Below are 25,488 nucleotides of genomic sequence, written 5' to 3' on the forward strand. Positions count from 1 at the left end.
GAAGATAAAAATCATAACTGGCACCCTTCAGATGCCAGTTATCACATCAGTTACTCGGCAGGTTTGGTGCGAATCAGATAATCAAACGCACTCAGTGAAGCCTTAGCACCTTCGCCGCTGGCAATAATAATTTGCTTATAAGGCACGGTGGTGCAATCCCCGGCAGCAAATACGCCTTTCAGGCTGGTTTCTGTTTTCGCATCAATGATGATTTCACCGATGCGATTGCGTTCCACCGCGCCTTCCAGCCAGTTGGTGTTTGGCAACAGGCCGATCTGCACAAAAATACCGGACAGCGCGACGTCATGCGTTGTTTGATTAACGCGGTCAACGTATTGCAGGCTGGTGACTTTGGTGCCATCGCCTTTCACTTCGGTGGTTTGTGCGTTCAAAATCACATCGACATTTTTCAGGCTACGCAGCTTATTCTGCAACACCTGATCGGCACGCATTTCGGCAGCAAATTCGAGCAGGGTGACATGCTCAACGATACCGGCCAGATCAATAGCGGCTTCAACACCCGAGTTACCGCCGCCAATCACCGCGACACGTTTGCCTTTAAACAGCGGGCCATCGCAGTGCGGACAGTAGGTGACGCCTTTGGTACGGTATGTTTCTTCGCCCGGCACACCCATGTTACGCCAGCGCGCGCCAGTGGCAATGATGATGCTGTGGGATTTCAGTACAGCGCCAGAAGCCGTTTCAATGGCGTGCAAACCCCCCTCTTTCGCGGCAGGGATCAGTTTGATTGCGCTCTGCGTATCAATCACATCCACGTCATAATCATTCACGTGAGCTCGCAGGGCACCCGCCAGCTTAGCGCCTTCGGTTTTCTGCACTGAAATGTAGTTTTCGATATCTACCGTATCCAGTACCTGTCCACCAAAACGCTCGCCCATCAGGCCGGTACGGATCCCTTTACGTGCAGAGTAAACCGCTGCAGCAGCACCCGCCGGACCGCTACCCACGATCAAAACATCATAGGCCGCACGTTGATTCAACGCTTCAGCCGCACGCTTTTCGGCGTTGGTATCCACTTTAGCCACGATCTCTGCGAGGCTCATGCGCCCCTGACCAAACTCCTGGCCATTCAGGTAGACGGCCGGCACGCCCATCACATTGCGTTCCTGAATCTCGTTCTGGAAGATGCCACCATCAATAGCGGTATGCTTGATGCGTGGGTTCAGCACCGCCATCAGGTTCAGCGCCTGCACCACGTCCGGGCAGTTGTGGCACGTCAGCGAGTAGTAGGTTTCAAAGGTAAAATCCCCTTCCAGCAGTTTGATCTGCTCCAGCAGATCCTGTGACTCTTTCGAAGGGTGCCCACCGGTTTGCAGCAGAGCCAGCACCAGTGAGGTAAATTCGTGACCCATAGGCGAACCGGCAAAACTCGGGCCGTGTTCAGCACCTGGGTTGGTGATCAAAAATGAAGGCTTACGCGCCGGACGATCGTTCTCTTCACGGTAGGTGACTTTTTCCGACAGCGTTGCAATATCCTGCAGCAGATCGCGGATTTCCGCAGATTTTGCACCGTCATCCAGAGTAGCGATCAACTCAACTGGTTTCGTTAATTTCTCAAGGTAGGCTTTGAGTTGGTTTTTTAAGTTAGCGTCGAGCATAGTGTCGTTTCCTGGTCAGAAGAAATCGGGTGCCGTAGCACCCGATGAGAGAAAGGTCGGTACGGCAGAAAAATTAGATTTTGCCAACCAGGTCCAGAGATGGAGCCAGAGTTGCTTCGCCTTCTTTCCATTTAGCCGGGCAAACTTCGCCTGGGTGAGAAGCAACATACTGAGCCGCTTTGATTTTGCGGATCAGGTCAGATGCGTCACGGCCAATGCCTTCAGCGGTGATTTCAACAGCCTGGATGATGCCCTGTGGGTCAACGATGAAAGTACCACGGTCAGCCAGGCCTTCATCTTCACGCATCACTTCGAAGTTGCGGGTCAGTGCGCCAGTTGGGTCGCCGATCATCGCATATTTGATTTTTGCGATGGTTTCAGAAGAACCGTGCCAGGCTTTGTGGGTAAAGTGAGTGTCGGTAGAAACGGAGTAGATATCTACGCCCAGTTTCTGCAACTCGTCGTGGTGGTCAGCAACGTCACCCAGCTCAGTTGGGCAAACAAAGGTGAAGTCTGCTGGGTAGAAGAAGAACACACTCCATTTACCTTCAACGTCTTTCTCGGTGACTTTGATGAACTGACCGTTTTTGAACGCGTCGTTAGCGAATGGCTTGATTTTGGTGTTAATGATAGACATTAGGTGACCTCCGTTAAAATATGTGAGCTACGTTACAGAATTTTCAGACCAGGTGCTAATAAGCAGGTGTTATCAATTGAATAACTGAAAACTATCAAATCCCCATGATGTTACGCATGGCCCGATGAAAACCGGCGCATTGTACACAGAAACAAGGGGATTTAAGGGGGTTTTCTTTTCCAGAGAATGACAGCGATGACGAGTATGCGATCAGATAACCAGGAGATGCATGTGCAGATACGACCTTTTCACGAAGCCGATCGCCCTTTTCTCCGTACCCTTTTCCTCGCCGCACGGCGGGAGAACTGGCACTGGCTGGACGGCAGTGCCTGGCAACTGGAAGATCTGGATGGTGTAATTATCGGCGAAACGGTGTGGGTGGCAGAGCAGCAAGGAAAGCGGGTTGGCTTTGCAGCCGTGCTGGAGAATGACAACTTCCTGCACAGCCTGTACGTTGATCCGGATTGCCAACGCAGCGGTGTCGGCAGCGCACTGCTGCAATTTGTGCAGTCCCGCTTCACTTCAACCGGTGCACTGAAATGCCTGCTGCACAACCGGGCTGCACAGCAGTTTTATCGGCATCACGGCTGGCAAAGCGTTGCGCAGGGAGAAAGCGAGCAAGGCAGCTATCTGCTCATGCACTACCTGCTCCCAGGGCGCAGATAAGTCGGATTACACCGCGCGGAACGCGATATCGCCCGGAATGACCTGACCTTGCCAGTAGAGCTGTGCCGCAACTTCAGCCGCGAGCTGGCGATAAATCGTGGTTAACTCGCTGTCTGGACGGCGGATCACCGTGGGTTCACCATCATCAAGATCTTCGCGCAGATGAATGTGTAAAGGCAGCTGAGCCAGCAGGCGCGTGTGGTAATCCACAACCAGCCGCTGTGCACCACCCGTACCAAAGATGGGCTCATGGTGGCCGCATTCGCTACAGATATGAATGCTCATATTTTCCACCACACCCAGCACCGGCACCTGTACTTTTTCAAACATCACCAGACCTTTACGGGCATCCATTAGCGCGATGTCCTGCGGAGTCGTCACTACGATTGCGCCAGTCACCGGGACGTTTTGCGCCAGCGTCAGCTGAATATCCCCCGTGCCTGGTGGCATGTCGAGGATCAGGTAGTCCAGTTCGGGCCACAGCGTTTCGTTGAGCAACTGCATCAGCGCTTTACTCGCCATGGGGCCACGCCAGACCATGGCGTTGTCATCCGTCACCAGATAGCCAATGGAGTTGGTTGCCAGCCCGTGCGACATAATCGGTGCCATGTGGGTGCCATCCGGCGAGGTTGGTCTCTCATTTTCCACCCCCAGCATGGTGGGGATGGATGGGCCGTAGATATCGGCATCCAGCAGGCCCACTCGCGCCCCTTCGGCGGCCAGCGCCAGCGCCAGGTTAACCGCAGTGCTGGATTTCCCCACTCCCCCTTTGCCAGAGCTCACGGCGAGGATATTTTTTACCCCGTTGACGCCGGGCTGATTTTTTACCCGCTTGAGGGTGGCGATGTCATAGCTCAGACGCCAGTCAATGGCCTGGCTCGCGGTCAAACGCAACAGATCTGCGCTGGTCTGGGATTGCAACTGTTCAAACGCGCTCTGCCACGCGAACGGCATTTCAATATCGATATGCAGCTTGCCATCCAGTAAAGCAACGTGGCGCAGGGCTTTGAGCTGCCCCAGACGCTGCTGTAACGTTGGGTGTTCAAAGCCGTTCAGGACATTTGCCACAATTGCACGCAGTGCTTCCGGCGAATGTGATGCCTGGGATTGTGTACTCATCCCCACTCCTTTTGCTTGTCTCAAGGCCATATACATCAGTGATTAAACAATAATATCAGATAGCCCAGACGAATGAGTGACTGCGCCTCGTGTTTACGCCAGAGGGTGCATCGGTTAACATCTAAGCCCAATTTGTCAATCAACAGTAAGCTACGCAAACTATGACTCAAGTCGCTAAAAAGATAATGGTAACGTGCGCTCTGCCGTACGCGAACGGTTCAATCCATCTCGGTCACATGCTTGAACACATTCAGGCAGACATTTGGGTGCGTTACCAGCGAATGCGTGGCAATCAGGTTTACTTCATCTGTGCAGACGATGCTCACGGAACCCCAATTATGCTGAAAGCTCAGCAACTGGGTATCGCGCCGGAGCAGATGATCGAAGAGATGAAAACCGAACATCAGACTGACTTTGCCGGATTTGATATCAGCTATGACAACTATCACTCCACCCACGGTGAAGAGAACCGTGAGCTGTCAGCGCTGATTTACACCCGTCTGAAAGAGAACGGTTTTATTAAAAACCGCACCATCTCACAGCTGTACGATCCGGAAAAAGGCATGTTCCTGCCCGATCGTTTTGTGAAAGGCACCTGCCCGAAATGTAAGTCACCGGATCAGTACGGTGACAACTGTGAAGTGTGCAGCGCCACCTACAGCCCAACGGAGCTGATTGATCCAAAATCAGTGGTTTCAGGCGCGACCCCGGTATTGCGTGATTCTGAACACTTCTTCTTTGACCTGCCGTCATTCAGCGCCATGTTGCAGACCTGGACGCGTTCAGGCGCGCTGCAAGAGCAAGTGGCGAACAAAATGCAGGAGTGGTTCGAATCAGGCTTGCAGCAGTGGGATATCTCCCGCGATGCACCTTATTTCGGCTTCGAAATTCCCGATGCGCCGGGCAAATATTTCTACGTCTGGCTGGATGCACCGATTGGCTACATGGGTTCATTCAAAAACCTGTGTGACAAACGCGGCGACATTGATTTCGACGAGTTCTGGAAGAAAGATTCCACCACCGAGCTGTATCACTTTATCGGTAAAGACATCGTCTATTTCCACAGCCTGTTCTGGCCAGCCATGCTGGAAGGCAGTAACTTCCGTAAGCCGAACAACCTGTTTGTGCACGGTTATGTGACGGTAAATGGCGCGAAAATGTCTAAATCGCGCGGAACCTTCATCAAAGCCAGCACCTGGTTGCAGCATCTGGATGCCGACAGCCTGCGTTACTACTATGCAGCGAAACTCTCTTCACGCATTGATGATATCGACCTGAATTTGGAAGATTTCGTGCAGCGCGTTAACGCCGATATCGTTAACAAAGTGGTCAATCTGGCTTCGCGTAATGCGGGCTTTATCAGCAAACGCTTTGACGGCAAACTGGCCGCAGAACTGGCGGACCCAGCGCTGTATCAGACCTTCATCGATGCTTCAGAGCGCATTGGTGAAGCCTGGGCCAGCCGTGAATATAACCGCGCCATCCGCGAAATCATGGCGCTGGCGGATATCGCCAACCGCTATGTGGATGAGCAGGCACCGTGGGTGGTGGCGAAGCAGGAAGGCCGTGATGCTGATTTGCAAGCTATCTGCTCAATGGGCATCAACCTGTTCCGCGTTCTGATGACCTGGCTGAAGCCCGTGATGCCATCACTGACAGCACGTGCCGAAGCCTTCCTCAACACGGAACTGAGCTGGGATGCGATTGCACAGCCACTGCTTGATCATCAGGTTGCACCGTTTAAAGCCCTGTATGGCCGTATCGAAATGACCAAAGTGACCGCGCTGATTGATGCTTCTAAAGAAGAAGCTGCCGCAGCGAACGCCCCGGCAGCAACCGGCCCACTGGCAGATGCACCGATTGGCGAAGCGATCACCATTGATGATTTTGCCAAGGTTGATATGCGCGTTGCGCTGATCGAAAAGGCTGAGCTGGTTGAAGGTTCTGACAAACTGCTACGCCTTGAGCTGGATCTGGGCGGAGAGAAGCGTCAAATCTTCTCTGGTATCCGTGCGGCATATCCAGATCCCTCAGTGCTGGTGGGCAAAATGACCATTATTGTTGCCAACCTGGCACCGCGTAAGATGCGCTTTGGCATCTCGGAAGGCATGGTGCTTTCAGCCGGCCCTGGCGGTAAGGATCTGTTCGTCCTCTCGGTAGACAGCGGCGCACAGCCGGGTATGCCAGTGAAGTAATTTATCAGGCTCCCTCCGCACGAGGGAGCCTCATTCTCCCCCTCGCTTTCCCGTCTTAATACTGACACCTCCGCCTGCTTCAGATAACCTGTTCAAATAGCGACGTTTCATACGATCCTCTGGAGCCAACATGCTGAACCTACTCGCCACCTCTGGGCGTTTGCTGCGTGCTTTTATCATTCTTTATCTGTGTCTGTGGGCGGGTAATGGCATTGCTACCCTCCTGCCGTTTGCGCTGCCTGGCAGTATTATCGGCATGCTGATCCTGTTCGCTTTGCTGACCAGCCAACTGGTGAACATTGAGTGGGTCAAACCTGGCGGGCACCTGCTGATGCGCAATATGCTGCTGCTGTTTATTCCGATTAGCGTCGGCATCATGGTGTGGTGGCAGGTGCTGCTGGCGCAGTTTGGCCCGCTGATGGTGTCCTGTTTTGTCAGTACGTTTCTGGTGCTGCTTACCGTGGGCTACTGTAGCGAAAAAATAAACCGGGTGAAGACACCAACGGAGCAGGATGATGCATGATTTTTGGTGGTCACTGCCGCTCAGCGTGGCGGTCTATTGGCTGGCACGCACGCTGGCGTCGCGCTTTAAAAGCCCGCTGGTCAACCCGTTACTGATTGCCATGGCGATCATCATTCCACTGCTACTGCTCTTACGGCTCCCCTACAACCGCTATTTTGCCGGGAGTGAAATCCTTAATCAGCTGCTGCAACCAGCGGTGGTGGCGCTGGCCATTCCGCTGTATGAGCAGATCCATCAAATTCGCGCTCGCTGGAAATTGATAATCACAGTCTGTGCCATCGGCAGTGTGACTGCGATGGTCTCCGGCACCGCCATCGCACTGTGGCTGGGCGCTTCGCAGGAAATTGCCGCCACGGTGATGCCTAAATCGGTGACCACGCCGATTGCTATGGCCGTGTCGGCAACCCTGGGCGGCATCCCCGCTATCAGTGCGATTTGCGTCTTAATCGCCGGTACGCTAGGCGCGGTGTTTGCGCATATGTTGTTTAATTTGCTGGGCATTCGGAGCAAAGCCGCACGCGGGCTAGCCATGGGCAATGCGTCCCACGCGCTGGGTACGGCACGCGCTGTGGAAATGGATTATCAGGAAGGTGCTTTTAGCTCCCTGGCACTGGTGATTTGCGGCATTATCACTTCGCTACTGGCCCCCTTGCTCTTCCCGTTGCTGATGCGCTGGATCGGCTGAAAGTTTGCGAGACATCTCGCAAAGATGAAACAAGCGCAACTTGTTGCATTGTCAGTCTGATATAGATCACATATAACAGCGAGGCGGCCACTTGCCGCAGTGATTGATAACGAGGTTGATATGCACCCACGATTTTCCGAAGCCTTGGCTTCTCTGCCCGCCACACTCCAGGCCGCCGTGCAACCGGTGATTGCCGCCCCTGATTTCGCGGGGTTCTTAACCCCAGAACAGGTGGCACAGTTACAGCAGCAAAGTGGGCTGGATGAGCATCATTTGGCACTGGCGCTGTTACCGCTTGCGGCTGCATGCGCACTGGAAGCAGTTTCGCACTTTTCCGTTGGGGCGATTGCACACGGCAAAAGCGGGCACTGGTATTTCGGTGCCAATATGGAATTTCGCGGCGTGGCCTTGCAACAAACCGTGCATGCTGAGCAAAGCGCCATTACCCATGCCTGGGTGCGAGGTGAGCAGGGATTGCAGAGTATCACCGTCAATTACACGCCGTGCGGCCACTGTCGCCAGTTTATGAATGAGTTGAACAGTGGCCTTGAGTTATCCATTCGCCTGCCAGAGCGGGCGCAGAGTAAGCTGGCGGACTATCTGCCGAATGCCTTTGGCCCACGCGATCTGGCCGTCACCACTTTCTTGCTGGATGCGTGCAACCATGGTTATCTCCTGAACGGAGAAGCGCTGGATCAGGCAGCGATTGCCGCGGCTAACCGTAGCCATGCGCCTTACAGCCACGCTCACAGCGGGGTTGCGCTACTGACAAAAGGTGGCCGACAGTTTAGCGGCTCCTACGCAGAAAATGCCGCTTTCAACCCCTCACTGCCGCCATTACAGGCCGCGCTGATCGCCCTGAACCTTAGTGGTGAGAGCATCGATGACCTGCAACAGGCGGTATTAGCGGAATCATCAGACGCGATAATCAGCCAGTGGGCCGATTTTTCTGCCACGCTGCACGCGCTGGGCTGTGACAACATTGCCCGCGTCGCGCTGCAAAAGCCCTGACGCTGAAGCCGGTTGCGCCGGGATTTATGACCTTTTATTAACAAGTGCTGTACTTCTGGCGCAAATTTACTAGGATCTGACGCCAGCATTCTGAAACAGCACAACAATAAAAATTCAACACCGCAACCGGAGCATCACTTAATGGAACTCGAGTACGAAAGTAAGCGACCTTTATACATTCCCTACGCCGGACCGATTTTGCTGGAATTTCCCCTGCTGAACAAAGGCAGTGCGTTCTCAGTGGAAGAACGTAACGAGTTTAATCTGAATGGCCTGCTACCCGAAGCAGTAGAAACCATTGAAGAACAGGCACAGCGCGCATGGCGTCAGTTCCAGGACTTCAAGACCAATATCGATAAGCACATCTATCTGCGCAATATCCAGGATACCAACGAAACCCTGTTCTATCGCCTGCTCGATAACCATCTCGCTGAAATGATGCCCATCATCTATACCCCGACCGTGGGTGCAGCTTGTGAACAGTTCTCCGAAATTTATCGTCGTGCGCGCGGCGTTTTCATCTCTTATCCTAACCGTGCGCACATCGAAGATATGCTGCAAAACGCCACCAAGCAGAACGTAAAAGTCATTGTCGTGACTGACGGTGAGCGCATTCTTGGTCTGGGCGACCTCGGCATTGGCGGCATGGGCATTCCAATTGGTAAGCTCTCCCTGTATACCGCCTGTGGCGGCATCAGCCCGGCCTATACCTTACCTGTGGTACTGGATGTGGGTACTAACAACCAGCAACTGCTGAACGACCCGCTGTATATGGGCTGGCGTAGCCCGCGTATTACAGGCGAAGAGTATGATGCCTTCGTCAACGATTTCATTCAGGCAGTAAAACGTCGCTGGCCAAAAGCGCTGTTGCAGTTTGAAGACTTTGCGCAGAAAAACGCGATGCCGCTCCTGGAACGCTATCGTGACGAAGTTTGCTGCTTCAACGATGATATTCAAGGCACCGCAGCGGTGGCTGTAGGGACGCTGATTGCGGCAAGCCGTGCGGCAGGCAGCCGTCTGCGTGACCAGAAAGTGGCCTTCCTTGGCGCAGGCTCTGCGGGCTGTGGTATTGCCGAGCAGATTATCGCCGAGATGAAATCCGAAGGTCTGAGCGATGCCGAAGCGCGCGCACGCGTGTTTATGGTTGACCGCTTCGGCCTGCTGACGGACAAGCTGCCAAACCTGCTCGACTTCCAGAGCCGTCTGGTGCAAAAAAGCGAAGACCTGGCAAGCTGGGATCTCACTAACGAAGCCATTTCTCTGTTGGATGTCGTGCGCAATGCGCGCCCGGATATTCTGATTGGTGTATCGGGTCAGCCGGGCCTGTTCACCGAAGAAATTATTCGCGAGATGCACAAACACTGCCCACGCCCTATCGTGATGCCGCTTTCTAATCCAACGTCACGCGTGGAAGCACAGCCTTCGGATATCATCGCATGGACTGACGGTGCAGCACTGGTTGCCACCGGCAGCCCATTTGCTCCGGTCAGTTGGAAAGGCAAAACCTATCCGATTGCCCAGTGTAATAACTCCTATATCTTCCCGGGTATTGGCTTGGGTGTTATCGCTTCAGGTGCTTCACGCGTTACCGACTCGATGCTGATGACCGCCAGCCGCGCGCTGGCAGACTGCTCGCCGCTGGTGAACGAAGGTGAAGGTCCGGTATTGCCAGAAATTCAGGATATTCAGGGCGTGTCAAAAATCATCGCGATGGAAGTCGGTAAAGCGGCTCAGTTGGCCGGTGTGGCTGTTGTCACCTCCGAAGATGTGCTGTCGAAAGCAGTTGCGGATAACTTCTGGTTACCGCAGTACCGTCACTACCGTCGTACCTCGATTTAATCTCCCAAGTCGGGCCGAAAGGCTCGACTTCGGGTAAAAAAACGTCAGCCGTGCAGCGTTAACTTGCTCTACGGCTGTCGCTCAAGTAGCCTTGCAACATGACTGTCACTGGATTGCTGTACCCATGTTGAAACGCCTGTCTGTCGGATTGCTGATTATCATTCTTCTGATGGTAGCAACCGCGCTCGGCCTCGACCGCTGGATCAGTTGGAAAACCGCCCCCTTCATCTACGAAAACGTCACCGAACTCCCCCACCGTCAGGTTGGTGTGGTCTTAGGCACTGCGAAATATTATCGCACTGGCGTGATCAATCAGTATTACCTTTACCGTATTCAGGGCGCACTCAACGCCTATAACAGTGGCAAGGTCAATTACCTGTTGCTGAGCGGGGATAATGCGCAACAGAGCTACAATGAGCCGGTCACAATGCGGCGCGATCTGATTAAAGCTGGCGTTGATCCGGCTGATATCGTGCTGGACTATGCCGGTTTCCGTACGCTGGATTCCATTGTCCGCACGCGGAAAGTCTTTGATACCAATGATTTCATTATCATCACACAGCGCTTCCACTGTGAGCGTGCGCTGTTCATTGCGCAGCATCTGGGCATTCAGGCACAGTGCTATGCCGTTCCCTCTCCCAAAGATATGCTGAATATTCGCATGCGCGAAGTGGCTGCTCGCCTGGGCGCACTGGCAGATCTCTACATTATGAAACGCGAGCCGCGTTTTCTTGGCCCCTTAATTCCGATTCCGGCGGTCCATGAGATCCCGGAAGATGCCCCCAGCTACCCGGCGGTAACGCCTGAGCAGTTGCTGCGGTTAGAAGAGAAACTGCAAAAAAGTCCCGACGAAAAAAAACCGCAATGATGAAATTGCGGTTTTTTATGCACTACTGAGGGATTAGCCGATGAACTCAGCACCCTTCATGTAAGGACGCAGTACTTCCGGCACCGCAATGCGGCCATCTTCCTGCTGATAGTTTTCCAGAATCGCAACCAGCGTACGGCCAACAGCCAGACCTGAACCGTTCAGCGTATGCACCAGACGCGGTTTTTTCTCGGTCTTGCTACGGCAACGGGCTTGCATACGACGTGCCTGGAAATCACCCATGTTGGAACAAGAAGAGATTTCACGGTAGGTATTTTGCGCTGGCAGCCAGACTTCCAGGTCATAGGTTTTGGTTGAACCAAAGCCCATATCGCCGGTGCAGAGCAGCATTTTGCGGTATGGCAGGTTCAGCAGTTGCAGAACCTTTTCAGCATGACCGGTCAGCTCTTCCAGTGCCTGCATAGAGGCTTCTGGCGCAACCACCTGCACCATCTCAACCTTGTCGAACTGGTGCATACGAATCAGGCCACGGGTATCACGACCATAAGAGCCCGCTTCAGAACGGAAGCATGGCGTATGTGCGGTGAGCTTCAGTGGCAGATTCTCTTCTTCCAGAATCTCATCACGCACCAGGTTGGTCAACGGGACTTCTGCCGTTGGGATCAGCGCATAGTTGCTGCTGTCAGCTTCTTCTTCCAGCGGACGGGTGTGGAACAGATCGCCACCGAACTTCGGCAACTGACCGGTGCCGTATAAGGTTTCATGGTTAACCAGGTAAGGGACGTAGGTTTCCAGATAACCGTGCTCTTCACTGTGCAGATCAATCATGAACTGGCTCAGTGCACGGTGCAGGCGCGCAACCTGCCCCTGCATCACCACGAAACGTGAACCGGTCAGTTTAACTGCCGCGGCAAAATCCAGCCCTTTGGCTTGTTCGCCCAGTTCTACGTGATCTTTTACTGCGAAATCGAACTGGCGCGGCTCGCCCCAGCGGCTGACTTCCAGGTTTTCACTGTCATCACGGCCCAGTGGCACTTCATCCGCTGGCAGGTTTGGCATGGCTAGCGCGAAATCACGGATCTCGTTTTGCAGCACATCCAGCTCAACTTTTGCCGCATCCAGACGTTCGCCCAGGGTGTTGACTTCCTGACGCAGTGGCTCGATATCTTCCCCGCGCGCTTTGGCCTGACCGATGGATTTGGATCGTGCGTTACGCTCAGCCTGCAGATTTTCCGTTTCAACCTGCAATACTTTACGGCGCTCTTCAAGGGAGCGCAGCGTCTCAACATCCAGTTTGAATCCTCGGCGTGCCAGTTTTTCAGCGACTGCGTCTGGCTCATTACGCAGCAGATTGGGATCGAGCATGCTTATCCTGCTTTATGAAGTTAATTGATAGAACGGAGGGACGCATTCACACGGAATGCGTTGAAATTATTGCTCACCTTACCGCAACACCTGTTTTAGCGGTAGCGTTTTATCGGGCTATTTTGATCCTGTTCAGCCAGCCAGGCTAGCTTTTCACCAATTTTACCTTCCAGCCCACGTGTGGGTGGATGATAGTAGCGCGTTTGTGCCATTTCAGGCGGGAAATAGACCTCTCCTGCGGCATAGGCATTCACCTCATCGTGCGCATAGCGGTACTCTTTCCCTAGCCCCATCTCCTGCATCAGTTTGGTCGGTGCGTTGCGCAGATGCTCTGGCACATCGTAATCTGGATTTTCCCGCGCATCACGCATCGCGGCTTTGAAAGCGGTGTACACAGCGTTGCTTTTCGGTGCGCAAGCCAGATAAACGATCGCCTGAGCAATTGCTCGTTCACCTTCCGCTGGTCCGACACGCGTGAAGCAGTCCCACGCGGCTATCGCGACCTGCATGCCGCGGGGATCGGCATTACCCACATCTTCAGACGCTATCGCCAGCAAACGCCGGGCTACATACAGTGGATCGCCACCTGCGGTGATAATGCGGGCATACCAATAGAGTGCGGCATCCGGGGCGGAACCCCGTACTGACTTGTGCAGCGCGGAGATCAGGTCATAAAACCGGTCACCCTTGTTATCAAAGCGGGCGGCACGCTCGCCAGACACTTCATTCAACAGCTGAGGCGTTAATTCCCGCTGGCCCTGTGCATTAAGCTCGGCCATGTCCGCCATCATTTCCAGCGTATTGAGTGCACGACGCGCATCCCCGGTGACCAGTTCAGCAATCATGCGCCGGGTATTGTCAGGCAGCACGATATCACTGTCGCCAAGACCACGGGTTTTATCCTGCATCGCCTGATCGAGCACCTGCTCAATATCCGCTGTGGTAAGGGATTTTAGCAGGTAGACGCGAGCGCGTGATAACAGTGCCGAGTTGAGTTCAAAGGACGGGTTTTCTGTGGTGGCACCGATAAACGTGATGGTGCCATCTTCAATGTGCGGTAAGAATGCATCCTGCTGGCTTTTATTAAAGCGATGCACTTCATCAACGAACAGGATGGTACGCCGTCCGACCTGGCGGTTTTGCCGCGCGCGTTCTATCGCTTCACGGATCTCTTTAATGCCCGACGTCACAGCGGAAATTCGCTCCACGTCCGCATTGCCGTAACGTGCAATCAGTTCCGCCAGCGTTGTTTTACCGGTGCCAGGCGGCCCCCACAGGATCATGGAGTGGAGATGGCCCGCTTCAATCGCCCTTGGCAGCGGTTTACCCGCCGCCAACAGGTGTTGCTGGCCTATGTACTGTTGCAGCGTCTCTGGCCGCATACGGGCAGCCAGAGGCCTGAAGGCTTCAGGCGAAAAATCCAGCGACAGATTACTCACGCAAACCTCACTGACGTTGATCGTCTACCGTCACCCCTTGAGGTGGCGTGAAGGTGAATTTATCCGGGCTGATAGCGCCGTTAACCTGACTTTTCAGCTGGTAATTACTGCGTTGCCCATCTTGTTCAATGGCGCTGAACTGATTGATCGTCCCGGCTGCGGTCACTGTGATGGTGAACTGCTTAAGGTTGCCATCTGCACTCTTCGGCGTCAGATCGAAGTTATCGCCCTGCTGTTTGACATTATATTTTTGCCAGTCAGAAGGCTGGTTGCGGGCAATCAGCATGAACGGCGTGTTGCTGGTGGCATTTTGCAGCAGGCTTACGCTGGCCTGCTCAACAAACGGATTGTAGAACCACAGATTTTTGCCATCAGAGATGATGACGCTCTCATCCGGTGCGGTCATATGCCAGTTAAACAGGCTTGGACGTTTTACCCACAGCTCACCCTGACCATCCTGCACGTTTGCCCCAGTGCTGTCGGTCACTTTTTGGCTGAAGCTGGCATGGAAGCTATTCACTTTATTCAAACGCTGTTGCAGCGTGCTGGATGCATCAGCCAGCACCGTGGCAGACATAAAGGTGGCCAGTAGGCCACAGGCGATTACGCGTAATTTCATCTGCTTCAATTCCTTATTGGTCTGTTTTCCGCTGTTACAGCACTTACTTTGGTCGCTGCGAGCGCAAGTTGCCAGGAGAATAACCCTAAACTTGCGAATTATATGGGGTGGTTTGTCAGATACACAACGGGCCAGCATACGCTGGCCCGGTAAAACCCTGTAAAGACAACCGTAACAATTGTTACTGACTAAGCCGCCCAACAAGAAGGCGGCTTAGTCCGCACGTCGCATTACATTTCATGTGACGGCGGTGAGAGCACCTCACGGTTACCGTTATGTCCAGGTTCAGAGACTATGCCTTGCGCTTCCATCTGCTCAATGATGCGGGCAGCGCGGTTGTAACCGATACGGAACTGACGCTGAACACCGGAAATGGAAGCACGACGTTTATCCACCACAAATGCCACGGCCTGATCGAACAGTGGGTCCAGATCGTCGCCACCTTCAACCGATGCACCGCCGCTTTCGCCTTCTTCACCTGCGGTAATGCTATCGATGTACTGCGGTCGACCACGCGCTTTCCAGTCCTGTACCACTGCATGCACTTCCTCGTCGCGTACGAACGCGCCGTGAACACGCACCGGCATTGAAGAGTTAGGTGGCATATAGAGCATATCACCCATGCCCAACAGCGATTCCGCGCCCCCCTGGTCGAGAATGGTACGGGAGTCGATTTTGCTGGAGACCGTAAAGGCAATACGGGTCGGAATATTTGCTTTGATCAAACCGGTAATGACATCCACCGACGGGCGCTGGGTTGCCAGCACCAGGTGGATACCCGCCGCACGCGCTTTCTGTGCCAGACGCGCGATCAGCTCTTCCACCTTCTTACCGACGGCCATCATCAGATCAGCAAACTCATCCACCATCACCACGATGTACGGCAATTTCTCCAGCACTGGTGGTGAGGTGTCCATGCTATCACCCGGTTTCCAGAATGGATCAGGGATCGGTCGGCCCATAGCTTCAGCCTGCTGCACTTTTTCGTTGTAACCTGCAAGGTTACGAACGCCCAGTGCAGACATCAGCTTATAGCGCCGTTCCATTTCACCCACACTCCAGCGCAGCGCATTTGCCGCATCTTTCATGTCAGTGACCACTTCTGTTAACAGATGCGGAATCCCTTCATAGACCGACAGCTCCAGCATTTTTGGATCGATCATGATAAAGCGCACCTCTTCCGGGGTGGCTTTATACAGCATGCTGAGGATCATGGCGTTGACCCCCACCGACTTACCGGAACCGGTCGTACCTGCCACTAACAGATGCGGCATTTTCGCCAGATCGGCGACGACAGGCTGCCCAGCAATATCTTTCCCCAGGACGATGGCCAGCGGTGAGGTGTTTTCACGGAACTGCGGGCAGTCCAGCACTTCACGCAGGTAAACGGTCTGGCGATGGCGGTTAGGCAGTTCAAGACCAACATAGGGTTTGCCGGGAATCACTTCCACGACACGTACCGCAACGGCAGAGAGCGAACGCGCCAAATCCCGTGAGAGGTTAGAGATGCGCGACGCTTTTACGCCCGGTGCAAGATCCAACTCAAAACGGGTAATTACCGGGCCTGGTGAGATCCCCACCACTTCCGCTTTCACTCGATAGTCGCCAAGCCTTGCTTCAACCAAACGGGCCGTCTGCTCAAGGGCGAACATATCAACCGGTTCCTCTTCCAGCGGTGGCGAAGTGAGGAGATCCAGGGTTGGCAACGGTGTTGAAGGCTTCTCTAACGGCTGCTCATGCCGCACCAGGAAGGGATGGAACAAACTCTCCTGGAACGCGGTTTGTGCGGTTTCTTCTTGTGCCGGAGCAACAGGTTCAGGTGCGAAATAGGATGATGTCTGTGGCTGATACTCAGGTTCGACAGACGGCTCAGGTTGCACTTCAGCTGCCGCAGCTTGTGCAGCCGCAGCCTGACGCTGACGCGCCATTTCAAATGGCGAGTGTTGATGGTGATAAGAAGAAGGCGGCGCAACGGTGACTGCTGGTGCAGCAGGGGCCGTAGGCTCTGGCGTGGCCGAAAGCGTAAACAGTGGCTCACCCGGACCGTCATCCACTAAATCTTTCATCGGTGAGAGATCAAAGATGCTCTCTTTCCCAAGATCCAACACGGGCTTCTGCACCGGCGGCTCTGGGGCATAGCGAGTCTGTTGCTGCACAGCAAACTGACGCGCCAGCTCGGCCTGTTGCTGAGCGTCATCATCCTCTTCCTGCGCGGACGACGTTTGCCAGTCTGCACCATAGCGGTCCTGCTGCTGAGCAGCAAACGCATGGCGCAGTTCGGCCTGCTGCAGGGTATCTTGCTCTTCGCTGCTCCAGTTCTGCTCTGCGGCATGTGGTGCAGCCAGATCAACCTGTGGGGTAACCTGTTCCGAATTCGCAAGCTTTTGCTCAGCTTCCGCTTTTGCTTTCTCTTCTGCCATGCGTTGTGAAGGCAGTTTTATGCCCCATGAGGCTCGCTCACGTCGCGTTGGCAGTTTGACCGGGTTGGGTCGCGGTAATGAAGGACCAATGCCCTGCTTCACCTGAGGGTTGCTCTCTGATTCTGGCGCAATATCAAACAACGGTGCGGCAGCGGCAGCAGAACTCGCGGCAACGGCTGCTGCCCCGGTTTCAGTCGCTGAACGCCAGTTGCCCATCTGCGGGCCATCGTCTTCTTCATACACGCTAAATGCGCTACCTTGTGACTCGGGCACCTCAAAGCGGTAGAGCGGCGGTGCCTGCTCTGTTGGGGCTGGCTGCGAAGTCTCCCCGGTGAACGCAGGCTGCGCCTGGTTTCCCGCTGAAACGGCAGTATGGACGCTTTCTGGTTGTGCCACACCCGACGACACCGGCTGACTAAAGGCAGCGGGTGCCACGGAAGATAACGGCTGTGGTGTTGCTGCAACCGCGGGCTGTTCGTTCAACGGCTGCGCGGCTGTTGTAGGCTGAACAGCAGAATTCTGCGCCGCAGCCACTGGAATTGCAGCAGTTGGCACCGCTACAGCAGCCTGATGTACCGCAGCCACGGTAGCCGCAGCCGCTGTGGCTAACAGAGGGTCAGATGGCAGGGCTACCGTCGCGGCGTTTTCCGCAGGTGCCTGAGGGGCTTCATCAGGACGACGCGGTGCGGCCAGCAGGACGTCATCCTCTTCATCGGATTCCTGGCGTGCAGCCGCAGTCAGAGGCGCCGCAGTATGCTGCTCATCGGTATACTCTTCCTCTTCCTGCCAGGGTTCATCATGACGTGAGCGGTTGCTGGCGAAGGTTAATACACCCATCACGACGCCACCAATGCGCTCGGCAATCGTTAGCCATGACCAGCCGGTATAGAGGGTGATTCCCGCAGCCCAAACCACCAGCAGCGCCAGCGTGCTGACGACGGGATTGAGGTAAGGTGCGATGGCACTGCTGATCAGACTGCCAATCACGCCACCCGATGCAAAGTACCAGATATCATCGGCGTTTAGCGCAGCCAGGCCACAGGTGGTCACCACCAATGCCAGCACGCCAATCAGGCGCAGGCCAATCGCAAAGTAGTCGATGTAATCCTGGTTATCGCGCTGGCGAAATGCTTTCCAGCACAGGCCCACGATCACGGGCGGAATGGCATAGCCCATCACGCCAAAGACAAATAACAGGGTATCCGCCATCCATGCGCCTGGTGCACCACCAAGGTTATGAATAGGTTCATGCCAGGCGGTCTGTGACCAACTGGGATCGGAAGGGTTAAAGGTGACAAGGGAAACCATCAAATAGATGGCGAAAAGTGCAACGAGAATGAGTAAAGCTTCCAGCAAACGACGCCCGCTGCTGAGCGGTTGTAATACGACGTCTTTATCTTCTGTATATTCCTGGCTCAAGAGAACTCTCCAGGTGCCTGTAAATTAAGAAGACAACAGCGTCGGAGAAGCCCGACGCTGGTCCTGTATGTATTCACAGGAGTGTACCTAAATCCCACGGGATTTGCACCTGCCCTGCATTAACGGGTTTTGATCACCAGACGGTTGCTCTGTTTGACCTCTTCCATCACTACATAGGTACGCGTATCGTTAACGCCCGGCAGGCGTAGCAAGGTTTCGCCCAACAGTTTGCGATAAGCAGACATGTCCGGAACGCGCGTTTTCAGCAGATAGTCGAAATCACCAGAAACAAGGTGACACTCTTGAGTTTCCTCAAGTTTTTGTACAGCGGCGTTAAATTGTTCAAACACATCTGGCGCACCACGATTCAGAGTAATCTCAACAAATACCAGCAGTGATGCATCCAGATAGTGTGGGTTCAGAAGTGCAGTATAGCCGAGGATGAACCCCTGGCGTTCCAGACGACGAACACGTTCAAGACACGGCGTTGGTGATAAACCGACGCGTTTGGAAAGCTCGACGTTAGAAATTCGGCCATCTTTCTGCAGCTCATTCAGAATGTTACGGTCGATACGATCGAGGTCTTTCCCGGGGCGCTTCTTGTTGTCTACCATTATTATTGTCTCTCTTAATTCCTTCCCTTAACCTGCCACGCTCAAAAAAAACCACTTTTGTCTCGGGCATTAATGAAGTGAAGCCAAAGCCGGTGCGAATTTCGCGCCCATCTGTATGACGCATGTTGTCTGTCCACATCATGCGTCATTACCAATGCCAGGCTGTTTTTTTTAACGAACGTTCATTTCTGGGCGCTTTGCCTATCATGATTCGCTAAAAGTTCTTCCCTTCTCCCAATGTTTTCGCAAAAGCGCAGGCGATTGTCAAAGTAAAATCTCCAAATTCAGGACAAGATGCCAGACAGCCCTCTGGGTAACTGATTTTAAATGAGTATTTTTTAGCTGCTGATGATTAATTTTCCGAGTTATGCCCCATTTTAGCGCATCCGTGATGCAAAAATGTCCATCATCGTCTACGCCACTCGCAGCTATCGTTAACAAAATTGTTTAAGGCTTTTTTTGCGTCTGTAATTTCCCTACAATCCTTGACCATGCTTTCAGCCAAATGAAACAGAGGAACACATGAGTACGGTTAAACACAGTAAACTACTCATTCTGGGCTCAGGCCCGGCCGGTTATACCGCTGCTGTCTATGCAGCACGCGCCAACTTAAATCCCGTCCTGATTACCGGACTGGAAAAAGGCGGCCAACTGACCACCACCACAGAAGTGGAAAACTGGCCAGGCGACCCGCATGATCTGACCGGTCCAGCATTGATGGAGCGTATGCAGGAGCATGCTGAGAAATTCAATACTGAAATCATTTTCGACCATATTCATACGGTTGACCTGCAGACGCGTCCGTTCCGTCTGATTGGCGACAGCGGTGAATACACCTCTGATGCGCTGATTATCGCGACCGGTGCTTCTGCACGTTATCTCGGTCTGCCTTCAGAAGAGGCGTTTAAAGGCCGTGGTGTTTCCGCCTGCGCCACCTGTGACGGTTTCTTCTATCGCAACCAGAAAGTTGCGGTGATCGGCGGTGGTAACACCGCAGTAGAAGAAGCCCTCTACCTGGCTAACATTGCGGCAGAAGTACACCTGATTCACCGCCGTGACAGCTTCCGTGCAGAGAAAATCTTGATCGACCGGTTGATGGACAAAGTGCGTAACGGCAACATCGTGCTGCATACCGATCGCACTCTGGAAGAAGTCACCGGTGATGACATGGGCGTGGCAGGATTGACGTTGCGTTCCACCCTAACCGACGAAGTGGAAAACCTTGAGGTCGCGGGTCTGTTTGTCGCCATTGGTCACAGCCCAAACACCGCCATCTTCAATGGTCAGCTTGAGCTGGAGAACGGCTACATTAAAGTGCAGTCCGGTTTGCAGGGCAATGCCACTCAGACCAGCATCCCAGGCGTATTCGCTGCGGGTGATGTGATGGACCATATCTATCGTCAGGCCATCACCTCAGCAGGCACTGGCTGTATGGCAGCCCTGGATGCAGAACGCTTCCTGGATGGATTGGTTAAAACCGATAAGTAAGTTGTTAACCATCTGATCTGACTTCATAAAGGCGACGGTTTTTCCGTCGCCTTTTTTATTGCTCCCGTGCTAGATTAACCCGCTAATTTCCAGGGGAAATTATCTCCTGGCTCTTTTTTCTGGCTCGGGCAACGTTTAATGAACAAAACTCGACAGCAGGAACTTCTGCGCTGGCTGCGGCTACAGCGCCGCCACGGTGGGCACTGGCTGCACCTGACCACCTGTTTGGGGATGGTAAGCGCTCTCTTGATCGTCTGGCAGGCCTGGTTGATAGCCAGCTTGCTGCAATACCTGATTATCGACAAGGTGCCGCGTACGGCTCTGGCTCCGGCGTTTCTCTGGCTGCTGGCCTGCTTTGTACTGCGCGCATTGATTCAATACCTGCGCGATTTAGCCGGCTTCCGTGCCGGACTGGCCATTCGGCGCAAACTGCGTCAACAGGTACTCGATCGCCTTGCCTCTCTGGGCCCGGCATGGGTCAAAGGAAAACCGGCGGGCAGTTGGGCAACGTTGCTACTGGAACAGATTGAAGAGATGCAGGATTACTACGCACGTTACCTGCCACAACTCTCACTCGCCGCCCTTATCCCCTGTATCATTCTGATTACCCTGTTTCCCCTCAACTGGGCCGCTGGATTAATTTTGCTGGTTAGCGCTCCCCTGATTCCCTTCTTTATGGCCCTGGTGGGCATGGGAGCCGCAGAAGCAAACCGGCGTAACTTTCAGGCGCTGGCCCGTCTCAGTGGGGATTTTCTCGACCGTCTGCGAGGACGCGATACCCTCCAGTTGTTTCATCGCGCCACCGCTGAACAACAGGCGATTGCCAACGCCAGTGAAGACTTCCGTACACGCACCATGGAGGTGTTACGCCTCGCCTTTCTCTCCTCTGCGGTACTGGAGTTCTTTGCCTCACTGGCGATTGCCGTTGTTGCCGTCTATTTTGGTTTTTCCTATCTGGGCGAACTGAATTTTGGCCATTACGGCACCGGGGTGACGTTATTTTCCGGTTTTCTGGCTTTGATCCTGGCACCTGAGTTTTTCCAGCCCCTGCGCGATCTCGGCACCTTTTATCATGCCAAGGCACAAGCCGTTGGCGGCGCGGATGCCCTCCAGACGTTTATGGCGGAAGCGCCTGAGCCTGCAACCCTCACCCACGCTCCAGCCGTTCTGCCCGAGGCCCCTTTTCAGCTCGAAGCGAAAGACCTGGTTGTCACCACCATTCACGGTAAAGCCCTGACTTCCGCGCTCAGTTTTAGCCTTTCTCCTGGCGAAAGGGTGCTGCTGATTGGCACTAGCGGCGCGGGAAAAAGTGCACTGATGAACGTCCTGTTGGGCTTTTTGCCCTATAGCGGCTCACTTAAAGTCAATGGCATAGAGTTGCGCGATATTGCACGCGAACAGTGGCAGCAGCACCTCGCATGGGTCGGGCAAAATCCGCAGTTGCCCGCGCCAACGCTACGGCAAAATATCGTGCTGTCAGGCCCCGAGCAGCCGGAACGCCTGCAACAGATGCTGGATCAAGCCGGGGTGAGTGAATTCCTCGCGCGCCTGCCCGACGGTCTCGACACGGCAACGGGCGATGCGGGCATAGGGCTTTCCGTGGGGCAAGCACAACGCGTTGCGGTGGCCCGAGCCTTGTATAAGCCAGCGGCCCTGCTGCTGCTGGATGAGCCTACCGCCAGCCTCGATCAACACAGCGAACGGCTGGTGATGCACGCTCTCACACACGCCGCTCAGCAGCAAACCACCTTGATGATAAGCCACGACCAGCGTGAGCTGCATCGCTGGGATCGCGTCTGGGTTATGCAGCAAGGAACATTTATTTTTCAAGGGTCTGCGGAATCGATGCCAGAGGCGCTGATGAATCATAAGGAGCTCGCGTAATGTGGTCACTGTTGTGCCTGTGGCGTCGTCATCCTGTGCGTCTGTCTCTCGGGATTGTTCTCGCGATACTCGCCCTGCTCGCCAGTATCGGCTTATTAACGCTGTCCGGCTGGTTTCTTGCCGCCAGTGCCGTTGCTGGCACGGCTGGGCTTTACAGTTTTAATTACATGCTGCCCGCTGCGGGTGTTCGCGGTGCAGCCATCATTCGCACCGCTGCTCGCTACGCTGAGCGGCTGGTCAGCCATGATGCTACGTTTCGCGTGTTGCAGCACCTGCGCGTGTTCACGTTCTCCCGCTTAATGGCACTGGCCCCTTTTCAGCTTGCCCGTTTTCGTCATGGCGATCTGTTGAGCCGTTTTGTGGCTGATGTGGATACCCTGGATCACCTCTATCTGCGCGTGATTGCACCACTGGCAGGTGCTCTGGTGGTGATTGTCAGCGTGAGTATCGGCCTGAGCCTGATTGATGTGCCGCTGGCTTTGACGCTGGGCGGCATTATGCTTCTCACCCTGTTGTTATTGCCCGCACTGTTCTGGCGGCAAGCCAGACCGTTGGGATACACCATTGGCAGCGCACGCAATCTCTGGCATCAACAACTGCTCCAGTGGCTGGAGGGCCAGGCTGAGCTCATGATTTACGGTGCCAGTGCTGCATGGCGTAAAGAGATCGATCAACAAGAACAGCACTGGCAGCAGGCACAGCTCCAGCAGCAGCGATTGCAGGCAAAATCCCAGGCATTGCTGCTGGTGGTAAGCGGCTGTACCGCCACTTTGCTGCTGTGGCTGGCCGCGGCTCAGGCGGACAAGGGGCCGATAATGGCCCTGATGCTGTTTTGTGCCCTCGCCGCGTTCGAAGCGTTGGGCCCAGTGACGGCAGCATTTCTCCCGCTGGCGCAGGTCATTAGCGCAGCGGAGCGCGTTAGCCAAATTACCCAACAATCTGCGGCGATGGTTTATCCCTCCACGCCACTGCCACAGCATGCAGGGATGGCCGTTGAACTCAATCATCTGCATTTCACCTGGCCCCAGCGTCTTGAACCGGTGCTTAACAACTTGTGTTTGACGATCAACGCAGGAGAGCATGTGGCACTGCTCGGCCCAACCGGCTGTGGCAAGTCAACCATCTTAGCGTTACTCACCCGCCAGGCCGAGGCGGTATGCGGTGATGTCCTGCTGAACCAGCAACCGATAACCCGCTGGGACGAAACTTCATTACGTCAACGCATCAGCGTAATGCCTCAGCGCATCTATCTTTTCTCGCGTACACTGCGTGAAAACTTGTTGATCGCGCGGCCAGATGCGAGTGACGAAAGGCTGTTGCAAGTGCTGGAACAGGTCGGTCTGCGCTATCTGGCAGAGGAAGATGAGCAGTTAGATATGTGGATGGGTGATGGCGGCAGGCCATTGTCTGGCGGAGAGTTGCGACGTATAGGCATTGCACGTGCCCTGTTACATGATGGCGATCTCTGGCTGCTGGATGAACCCACTGAAGGCCTGGATAGCCATACCGAACGCCAGATCCTTGACCTGATCTTCAGCGTCACCCAGGATAAAACGTTGTTAATGGTCACGCATCGCCTCACTCAGCTCCATCAGTTGGATCGTATTTGTGTCATGGAGGCCGGCCAGTTAAGTGAACAGGGAACACACGACCAATTAATCGCCGGTCAGGGGGATTACTGGCGTCTCCACAGGCGCTTTGCGCTATAGTCTATACGGAGATTAGACGGGTATGACAACACAATGAGACTGATACAGCTTTCACGAGAATCGCTCCATTTTCCGCCGCCGGAAATGGCATTACGCGAGCCAAATGGCCTGCTTGCTATGGGAGGCGACCTCTCCCCTGCCCGCCTGTTGAGCGCGTACAATAGCGGTATCTTCCCGTGGTTTTCCCCAGGCGATCCGATTTTATGGTGGTCACCCGACCCACGCGCCGTGCTTTTACCTGAAAACTTTCATCTCAGCCGCAGCATGAAGCGTTTTCACCAGCGCTCACCCTATCGCGTGACCATGAATCATGCCTTTGCGGGCGTTATTGAGGGCTGTGCCAGCCAACGTGATGAAGGCACCTGGATCACTTTTGAGGTCAAACGTGCCTGGTTACGTCTGTTTGAACTGGGCCATGCACACTCGATTGAAGTCTGGCATCAGGATGACCTGGTTGGCGGGATGTATGGCCTGTCTTTGGGAAAAATGTTTTGTGGTGAGTCGATGTTTAGCCGCAAAGAAAATGCCTCAAAAACCGCTTTGCTGGTGTTTTGTCAGCACTTTTTACGCCATCAGGGCGTGTTAGTGGATTGTCAGGTGATTAACCCACACACGGCTTCACTCGGTGCGCAAGAAATTGGCCGCGTAGACTATTTACGCTATGTTCAGGAGCTGGCTTCTCAGTCTGTAGGCGTTGAATGTTGGCAAAAACAGACACTTTTTTAATCTGAGCAGATGTTTTGCACACATAAGCTCATATCGGTGATATAATATCGTCGTTTGGTATGTCGTTCGCACTTCGCCATAGCGAGCCGGAATTGCCAGGCTGGGAGATGAATACTCCCGGGGCCGTGTCACGTTATCCTGAAGAGGTGCTGCACAGCTTCTCAGCCCGCTAACTCCCCGCAGACGTCAACAACACCCGAATTTAACCCGAGATGCTCGCGCATAGGCGCGTCGCACGGCGAAGCGTTGGCTAACCGCCAACGTTTCTTTACATAACTGATGGAATTCGGCATTATCTTGCCGGTTCAACTGACAGGTAGTCCACCCAGAGGATTCGATGGCCAAAGAAGACAATATTGAAATGCAGGGTACCGTACTTGATACGTTACCAAACACCATGTTTCGCGTAGAGCTTGAGAACGGACACGTGGTTACCGCTCATATCTCCGGTAAGATGCGCAAAAACTATATCCGCATCCTGACAGGCGACAAAGTGACTGTCGAACTGACCCCGTACGACCTGAGCAAAGGCCGCATTGTCTTCCGTAGTCGCTAAGATTTGCCCTGCTCACTGTGCTTCATCTGCCCTTTTCTCATCTGCTGAAAGGGTGCAGCGTCAGAGGCAAATAACTTCCCACTGATTGCCGCAGATAAAGCACAGAAAAAAGGCCGGAGAGTCATC

At 54.2% G+C, this 25,488-nt stretch carries 20 protein-coding genes; 12 read left to right on the forward strand and 8 right to left on the reverse strand.

All coding sequences use genetic code 11. The features are described 5' to 3' along the window. Positions 1-50 precede the first annotated feature (50 nt). A complete protein-coding gene (gene ahpF / locus F3J40_RS14650; RefSeq protein WP_167015728.1) occupies positions 51-1,619 on the reverse strand; it encodes an alkyl hydroperoxide reductase subunit F in 1,569 nt (522 codons plus the stop codon). 73 nt (positions 1,620-1,692) lie between these two features. Beyond that, complete coding sequence (ahpC, locus tag F3J40_RS14655; protein ID WP_017347032.1) at positions 1,693-2,256, reverse strand: alkyl hydroperoxide reductase subunit C; 564 nt, start codon at positions 2,254-2,256, stop codon at positions 1,693-1,695. A gap of 231 nt (positions 2,257-2,487) precedes the next feature. Here ahpC and F3J40_RS14660 point away from each other — a divergent pair, with 231 nt between their 5' ends. Next, positions 2,488-2,922, forward strand: coding sequence for a GNAT family N-acetyltransferase (locus F3J40_RS14660; protein ID WP_167015730.1), 435 nt, complete (start codon positions 2,488-2,490; stop codon positions 2,920-2,922). 6 nt (positions 2,923-2,928) lie between these two features. Here the strand turns inward: F3J40_RS14660 and apbC are convergent, their stop codons facing one another. Then, complete coding sequence (gene apbC / locus F3J40_RS14665; RefSeq protein WP_167015732.1) at positions 2,929-4,041, reverse strand: iron-sulfur cluster carrier protein ApbC; 1,113 nt, start codon at positions 4,039-4,041, stop codon at positions 2,929-2,931. Positions 4,042-4,202: 161 nt separating this feature from the next. Between apbC and metG the strand changes: the two genes are divergently transcribed. The 6 genes from metG to sanA all read left to right on the forward strand — a co-directional run bounded on the left by metG (position 4,203) and on the right by sanA (position 11,162). Next, a complete protein-coding gene (gene metG / locus F3J40_RS14670) occupies positions 4,203-6,236 on the forward strand; it encodes a methionine--tRNA ligase (RefSeq protein WP_167015741.1) in 2,034 nt (677 codons plus the stop codon). A 130-nt stretch (positions 6,237-6,366) separates the two neighbouring features. Further along, entirely contained in the window at positions 6,367-6,759 is a 393-nt protein-coding gene (locus F3J40_RS14675; protein ID WP_167015743.1) for a CidA/LrgA family protein, read from the forward strand. After that, positions 6,752-7,444 (forward strand): CidB/LrgB family autolysis modulator, encoded by a 693-nt coding sequence (locus tag F3J40_RS14680; protein ID WP_167016166.1) that lies wholly within the window; start codon positions 6,752-6,754, stop codon positions 7,442-7,444. Before F3J40_RS14675 ends, F3J40_RS14680 begins: the two co-directional genes overlap by 8 nt. Before the next feature lie 120 nt (positions 7,445-7,564). Next, on the forward strand, positions 7,565-8,455 hold the full coding sequence (gene cdd / locus F3J40_RS14685) for a cytidine deaminase (RefSeq protein WP_167015745.1): 891 nt from the start codon (positions 7,565-7,567) through the stop codon (positions 8,453-8,455). A gap of 141 nt (positions 8,456-8,596) precedes the next feature. Further along, on the forward strand, positions 8,597-10,294 hold the full coding sequence (locus tag F3J40_RS14690; protein WP_017347025.1) for an NAD-dependent malic enzyme: 1,698 nt from the start codon (positions 8,597-8,599) through the stop codon (positions 10,292-10,294). 124 nt (positions 10,295-10,418) lie between these two features. Further along, positions 10,419-11,162, forward strand: coding sequence for an outer membrane permeability protein SanA (gene sanA / locus F3J40_RS14695; protein ID WP_167015747.1), 744 nt, complete (start codon positions 10,419-10,421; stop codon positions 11,160-11,162). Positions 11,163-11,195: 33 nt separating this feature from the next. On the opposite strand, the gene serS is transcribed toward sanA, so the two are convergent. From serS to lrp, 5 genes are all read right to left on the reverse strand, one after another. Beyond that, positions 11,196-12,488, reverse strand: a complete 1,293-nt coding sequence (gene serS / locus F3J40_RS14700; RefSeq protein WP_167015749.1) for a serine--tRNA ligase — start codon at positions 12,486-12,488, stop codon at positions 11,196-11,198. 95 nt (positions 12,489-12,583) lie between these two features. After that, the gene (locus F3J40_RS14705) at positions 12,584-13,927 is read right to left on the reverse strand and encodes a replication-associated recombination protein A (RefSeq protein WP_017347022.1); all 1,344 of its coding nucleotides are present in this window, start codon (positions 13,925-13,927) and stop codon (positions 12,584-12,586) included. A 7-nt stretch (positions 13,928-13,934) separates the two neighbouring features. Next, positions 13,935-14,546, reverse strand: coding sequence for an outer membrane lipoprotein periplasmic chaperone LolA (gene lolA, locus F3J40_RS14710; protein WP_167015751.1), 612 nt, complete (start codon positions 14,544-14,546; stop codon positions 13,935-13,937). A 230-nt stretch (positions 14,547-14,776) separates the two neighbouring features. Continuing rightward, positions 14,777-18,385: a DNA translocase FtsK 4TM domain-containing protein gene (locus tag F3J40_RS14715; protein ID WP_167015753.1), complete on the reverse strand. Its 3,609-nt coding sequence runs from the start codon at positions 18,383-18,385 to the stop codon at positions 14,777-14,779. Between the two features lie 119 nt (positions 18,386-18,504). Beyond that, complete coding sequence (gene lrp / locus F3J40_RS14720) at positions 18,505-18,999, reverse strand: leucine-responsive transcriptional regulator Lrp (RefSeq protein WP_017347019.1); 495 nt, start codon at positions 18,997-18,999, stop codon at positions 18,505-18,507. A 522-nt stretch (positions 19,000-19,521) separates the two neighbouring features. Here lrp and trxB point away from each other — a divergent pair. From trxB to infA, 5 genes are all read left to right on the forward strand, one after another. Then, positions 19,522-20,487 carry a thioredoxin-disulfide reductase gene (gene trxB, locus F3J40_RS14725; protein ID WP_167015755.1) on the forward strand — a complete coding sequence of 322 codons (966 nt, stop codon included), beginning with the start codon at positions 19,522-19,524 and terminating at the stop codon, positions 20,485-20,487. A gap of 138 nt (positions 20,488-20,625) precedes the next feature. Beyond that, the gene (gene cydD, locus F3J40_RS14730; RefSeq protein ID WP_167015757.1) at positions 20,626-22,371 is read left to right on the forward strand and encodes a heme ABC transporter permease/ATP-binding protein CydD; all 1,746 of its coding nucleotides are present in this window, start codon (positions 20,626-20,628) and stop codon (positions 22,369-22,371) included. Continuing rightward, positions 22,371-24,080: a heme ABC transporter ATP-binding protein/permease CydC gene (gene cydC / locus F3J40_RS14735; RefSeq protein WP_167015759.1), complete on the forward strand. Its 1,710-nt coding sequence runs from the start codon at positions 22,371-22,373 to the stop codon at positions 24,078-24,080. The genes cydD and cydC overlap by 1 nt, the downstream gene beginning before the upstream one ends. 33 nt (positions 24,081-24,113) lie before the next feature. Further along, positions 24,114-24,806: a leucyl/phenylalanyl-tRNA--protein transferase gene (gene aat / locus F3J40_RS14740; RefSeq protein WP_167015761.1), complete on the forward strand. Its 693-nt coding sequence runs from the start codon at positions 24,114-24,116 to the stop codon at positions 24,804-24,806. Between the two features lie 337 nt (positions 24,807-25,143). Continuing rightward, positions 25,144-25,362: a translation initiation factor IF-1 gene (gene infA / locus F3J40_RS14745; RefSeq protein WP_002211347.1), complete on the forward strand. Its 219-nt coding sequence runs from the start codon at positions 25,144-25,146 to the stop codon at positions 25,360-25,362. Positions 25,363-25,488: the final 126 nt, after the last annotated feature.

Origin of the sequence: Candidatus Pantoea multigeneris, assembly GCF_011752615.1 — a bacterium.
In the GTDB taxonomy this organism is placed as follows: Bacteria; Pseudomonadota; Gammaproteobacteria; order Enterobacterales; family Enterobacteriaceae; genus Pantoea; species Pantoea multigeneris.

Coding starts and splice junctions, on each gene's coding strand:
- F3J40_RS14675 (WP_167015743.1), top strand. CDS start 6,367: ATGCTGAACCTACTCGCCACCTCTGGGCGTTTGCTGCGTGCTTTTATC.
- serS (WP_167015749.1), bottom strand. CDS start 12,488: ATGCTCGATCCCAATCTGCTGCGTAATGAGCCAGACGCAGTCGCTGAA.
- cdd (WP_167015745.1), top strand. CDS start 7,565: ATGCACCCACGATTTTCCGAAGCCTTGGCTTCTCTGCCCGCCACACTC.
- sanA (WP_167015747.1), top strand. CDS start 10,419: ATGTTGAAACGCCTGTCTGTCGGATTGCTGATTATCATTCTTCTGATG.
- metG (WP_167015741.1), top strand. CDS start 4,203: ATGACTCAAGTCGCTAAAAAGATAATGGTAACGTGCGCTCTGCCGTAC.
- trxB (WP_167015755.1), top strand. CDS start 19,522: ATGAGTACGGTTAAACACAGTAAACTACTCATTCTGGGCTCAGGCCCG.
- cydC (WP_167015759.1), top strand. CDS start 22,371: ATGTGGTCACTGTTGTGCCTGTGGCGTCGTCATCCTGTGCGTCTGTCT.
- aat (WP_167015761.1), top strand. CDS start 24,114: ATGAGACTGATACAGCTTTCACGAGAATCGCTCCATTTTCCGCCGCCG.
- lolA (WP_167015751.1), bottom strand. CDS start 14,546: ATGAAATTACGCGTAATCGCCTGTGGCCTACTGGCCACCTTTATGTCT.
- infA (WP_002211347.1), top strand. CDS start 25,144: ATGGCCAAAGAAGACAATATTGAAATGCAGGGTACCGTACTTGATACG.
- apbC (WP_167015732.1), bottom strand. CDS start 4,041: ATGAGTACACAATCCCAGGCATCACATTCGCCGGAAGCACTGCGTGCA.
- ahpC (WP_017347032.1), bottom strand. CDS start 2,256: ATGTCTATCATTAACACCAAAATCAAGCCATTCGCTAACGACGCGTTC.
- cydD (WP_167015757.1), top strand. CDS start 20,626: ATGAACAAAACTCGACAGCAGGAACTTCTGCGCTGGCTGCGGCTACAG.
- F3J40_RS14690 (WP_017347025.1), top strand. CDS start 8,597: ATGGAACTCGAGTACGAAAGTAAGCGACCTTTATACATTCCCTACGCC.
- F3J40_RS14680 (WP_167016166.1), top strand. CDS start 6,752: ATGCATGATTTTTGGTGGTCACTGCCGCTCAGCGTGGCGGTCTATTGG.
- ahpF (WP_167015728.1), bottom strand. CDS start 1,619: ATGCTCGACGCTAACTTAAAAAACCAACTCAAAGCCTACCTTGAGAAA.
- lrp (WP_017347019.1), bottom strand. CDS start 18,999: ATGGTAGACAACAAGAAGCGCCCCGGGAAAGACCTCGATCGTATCGAC.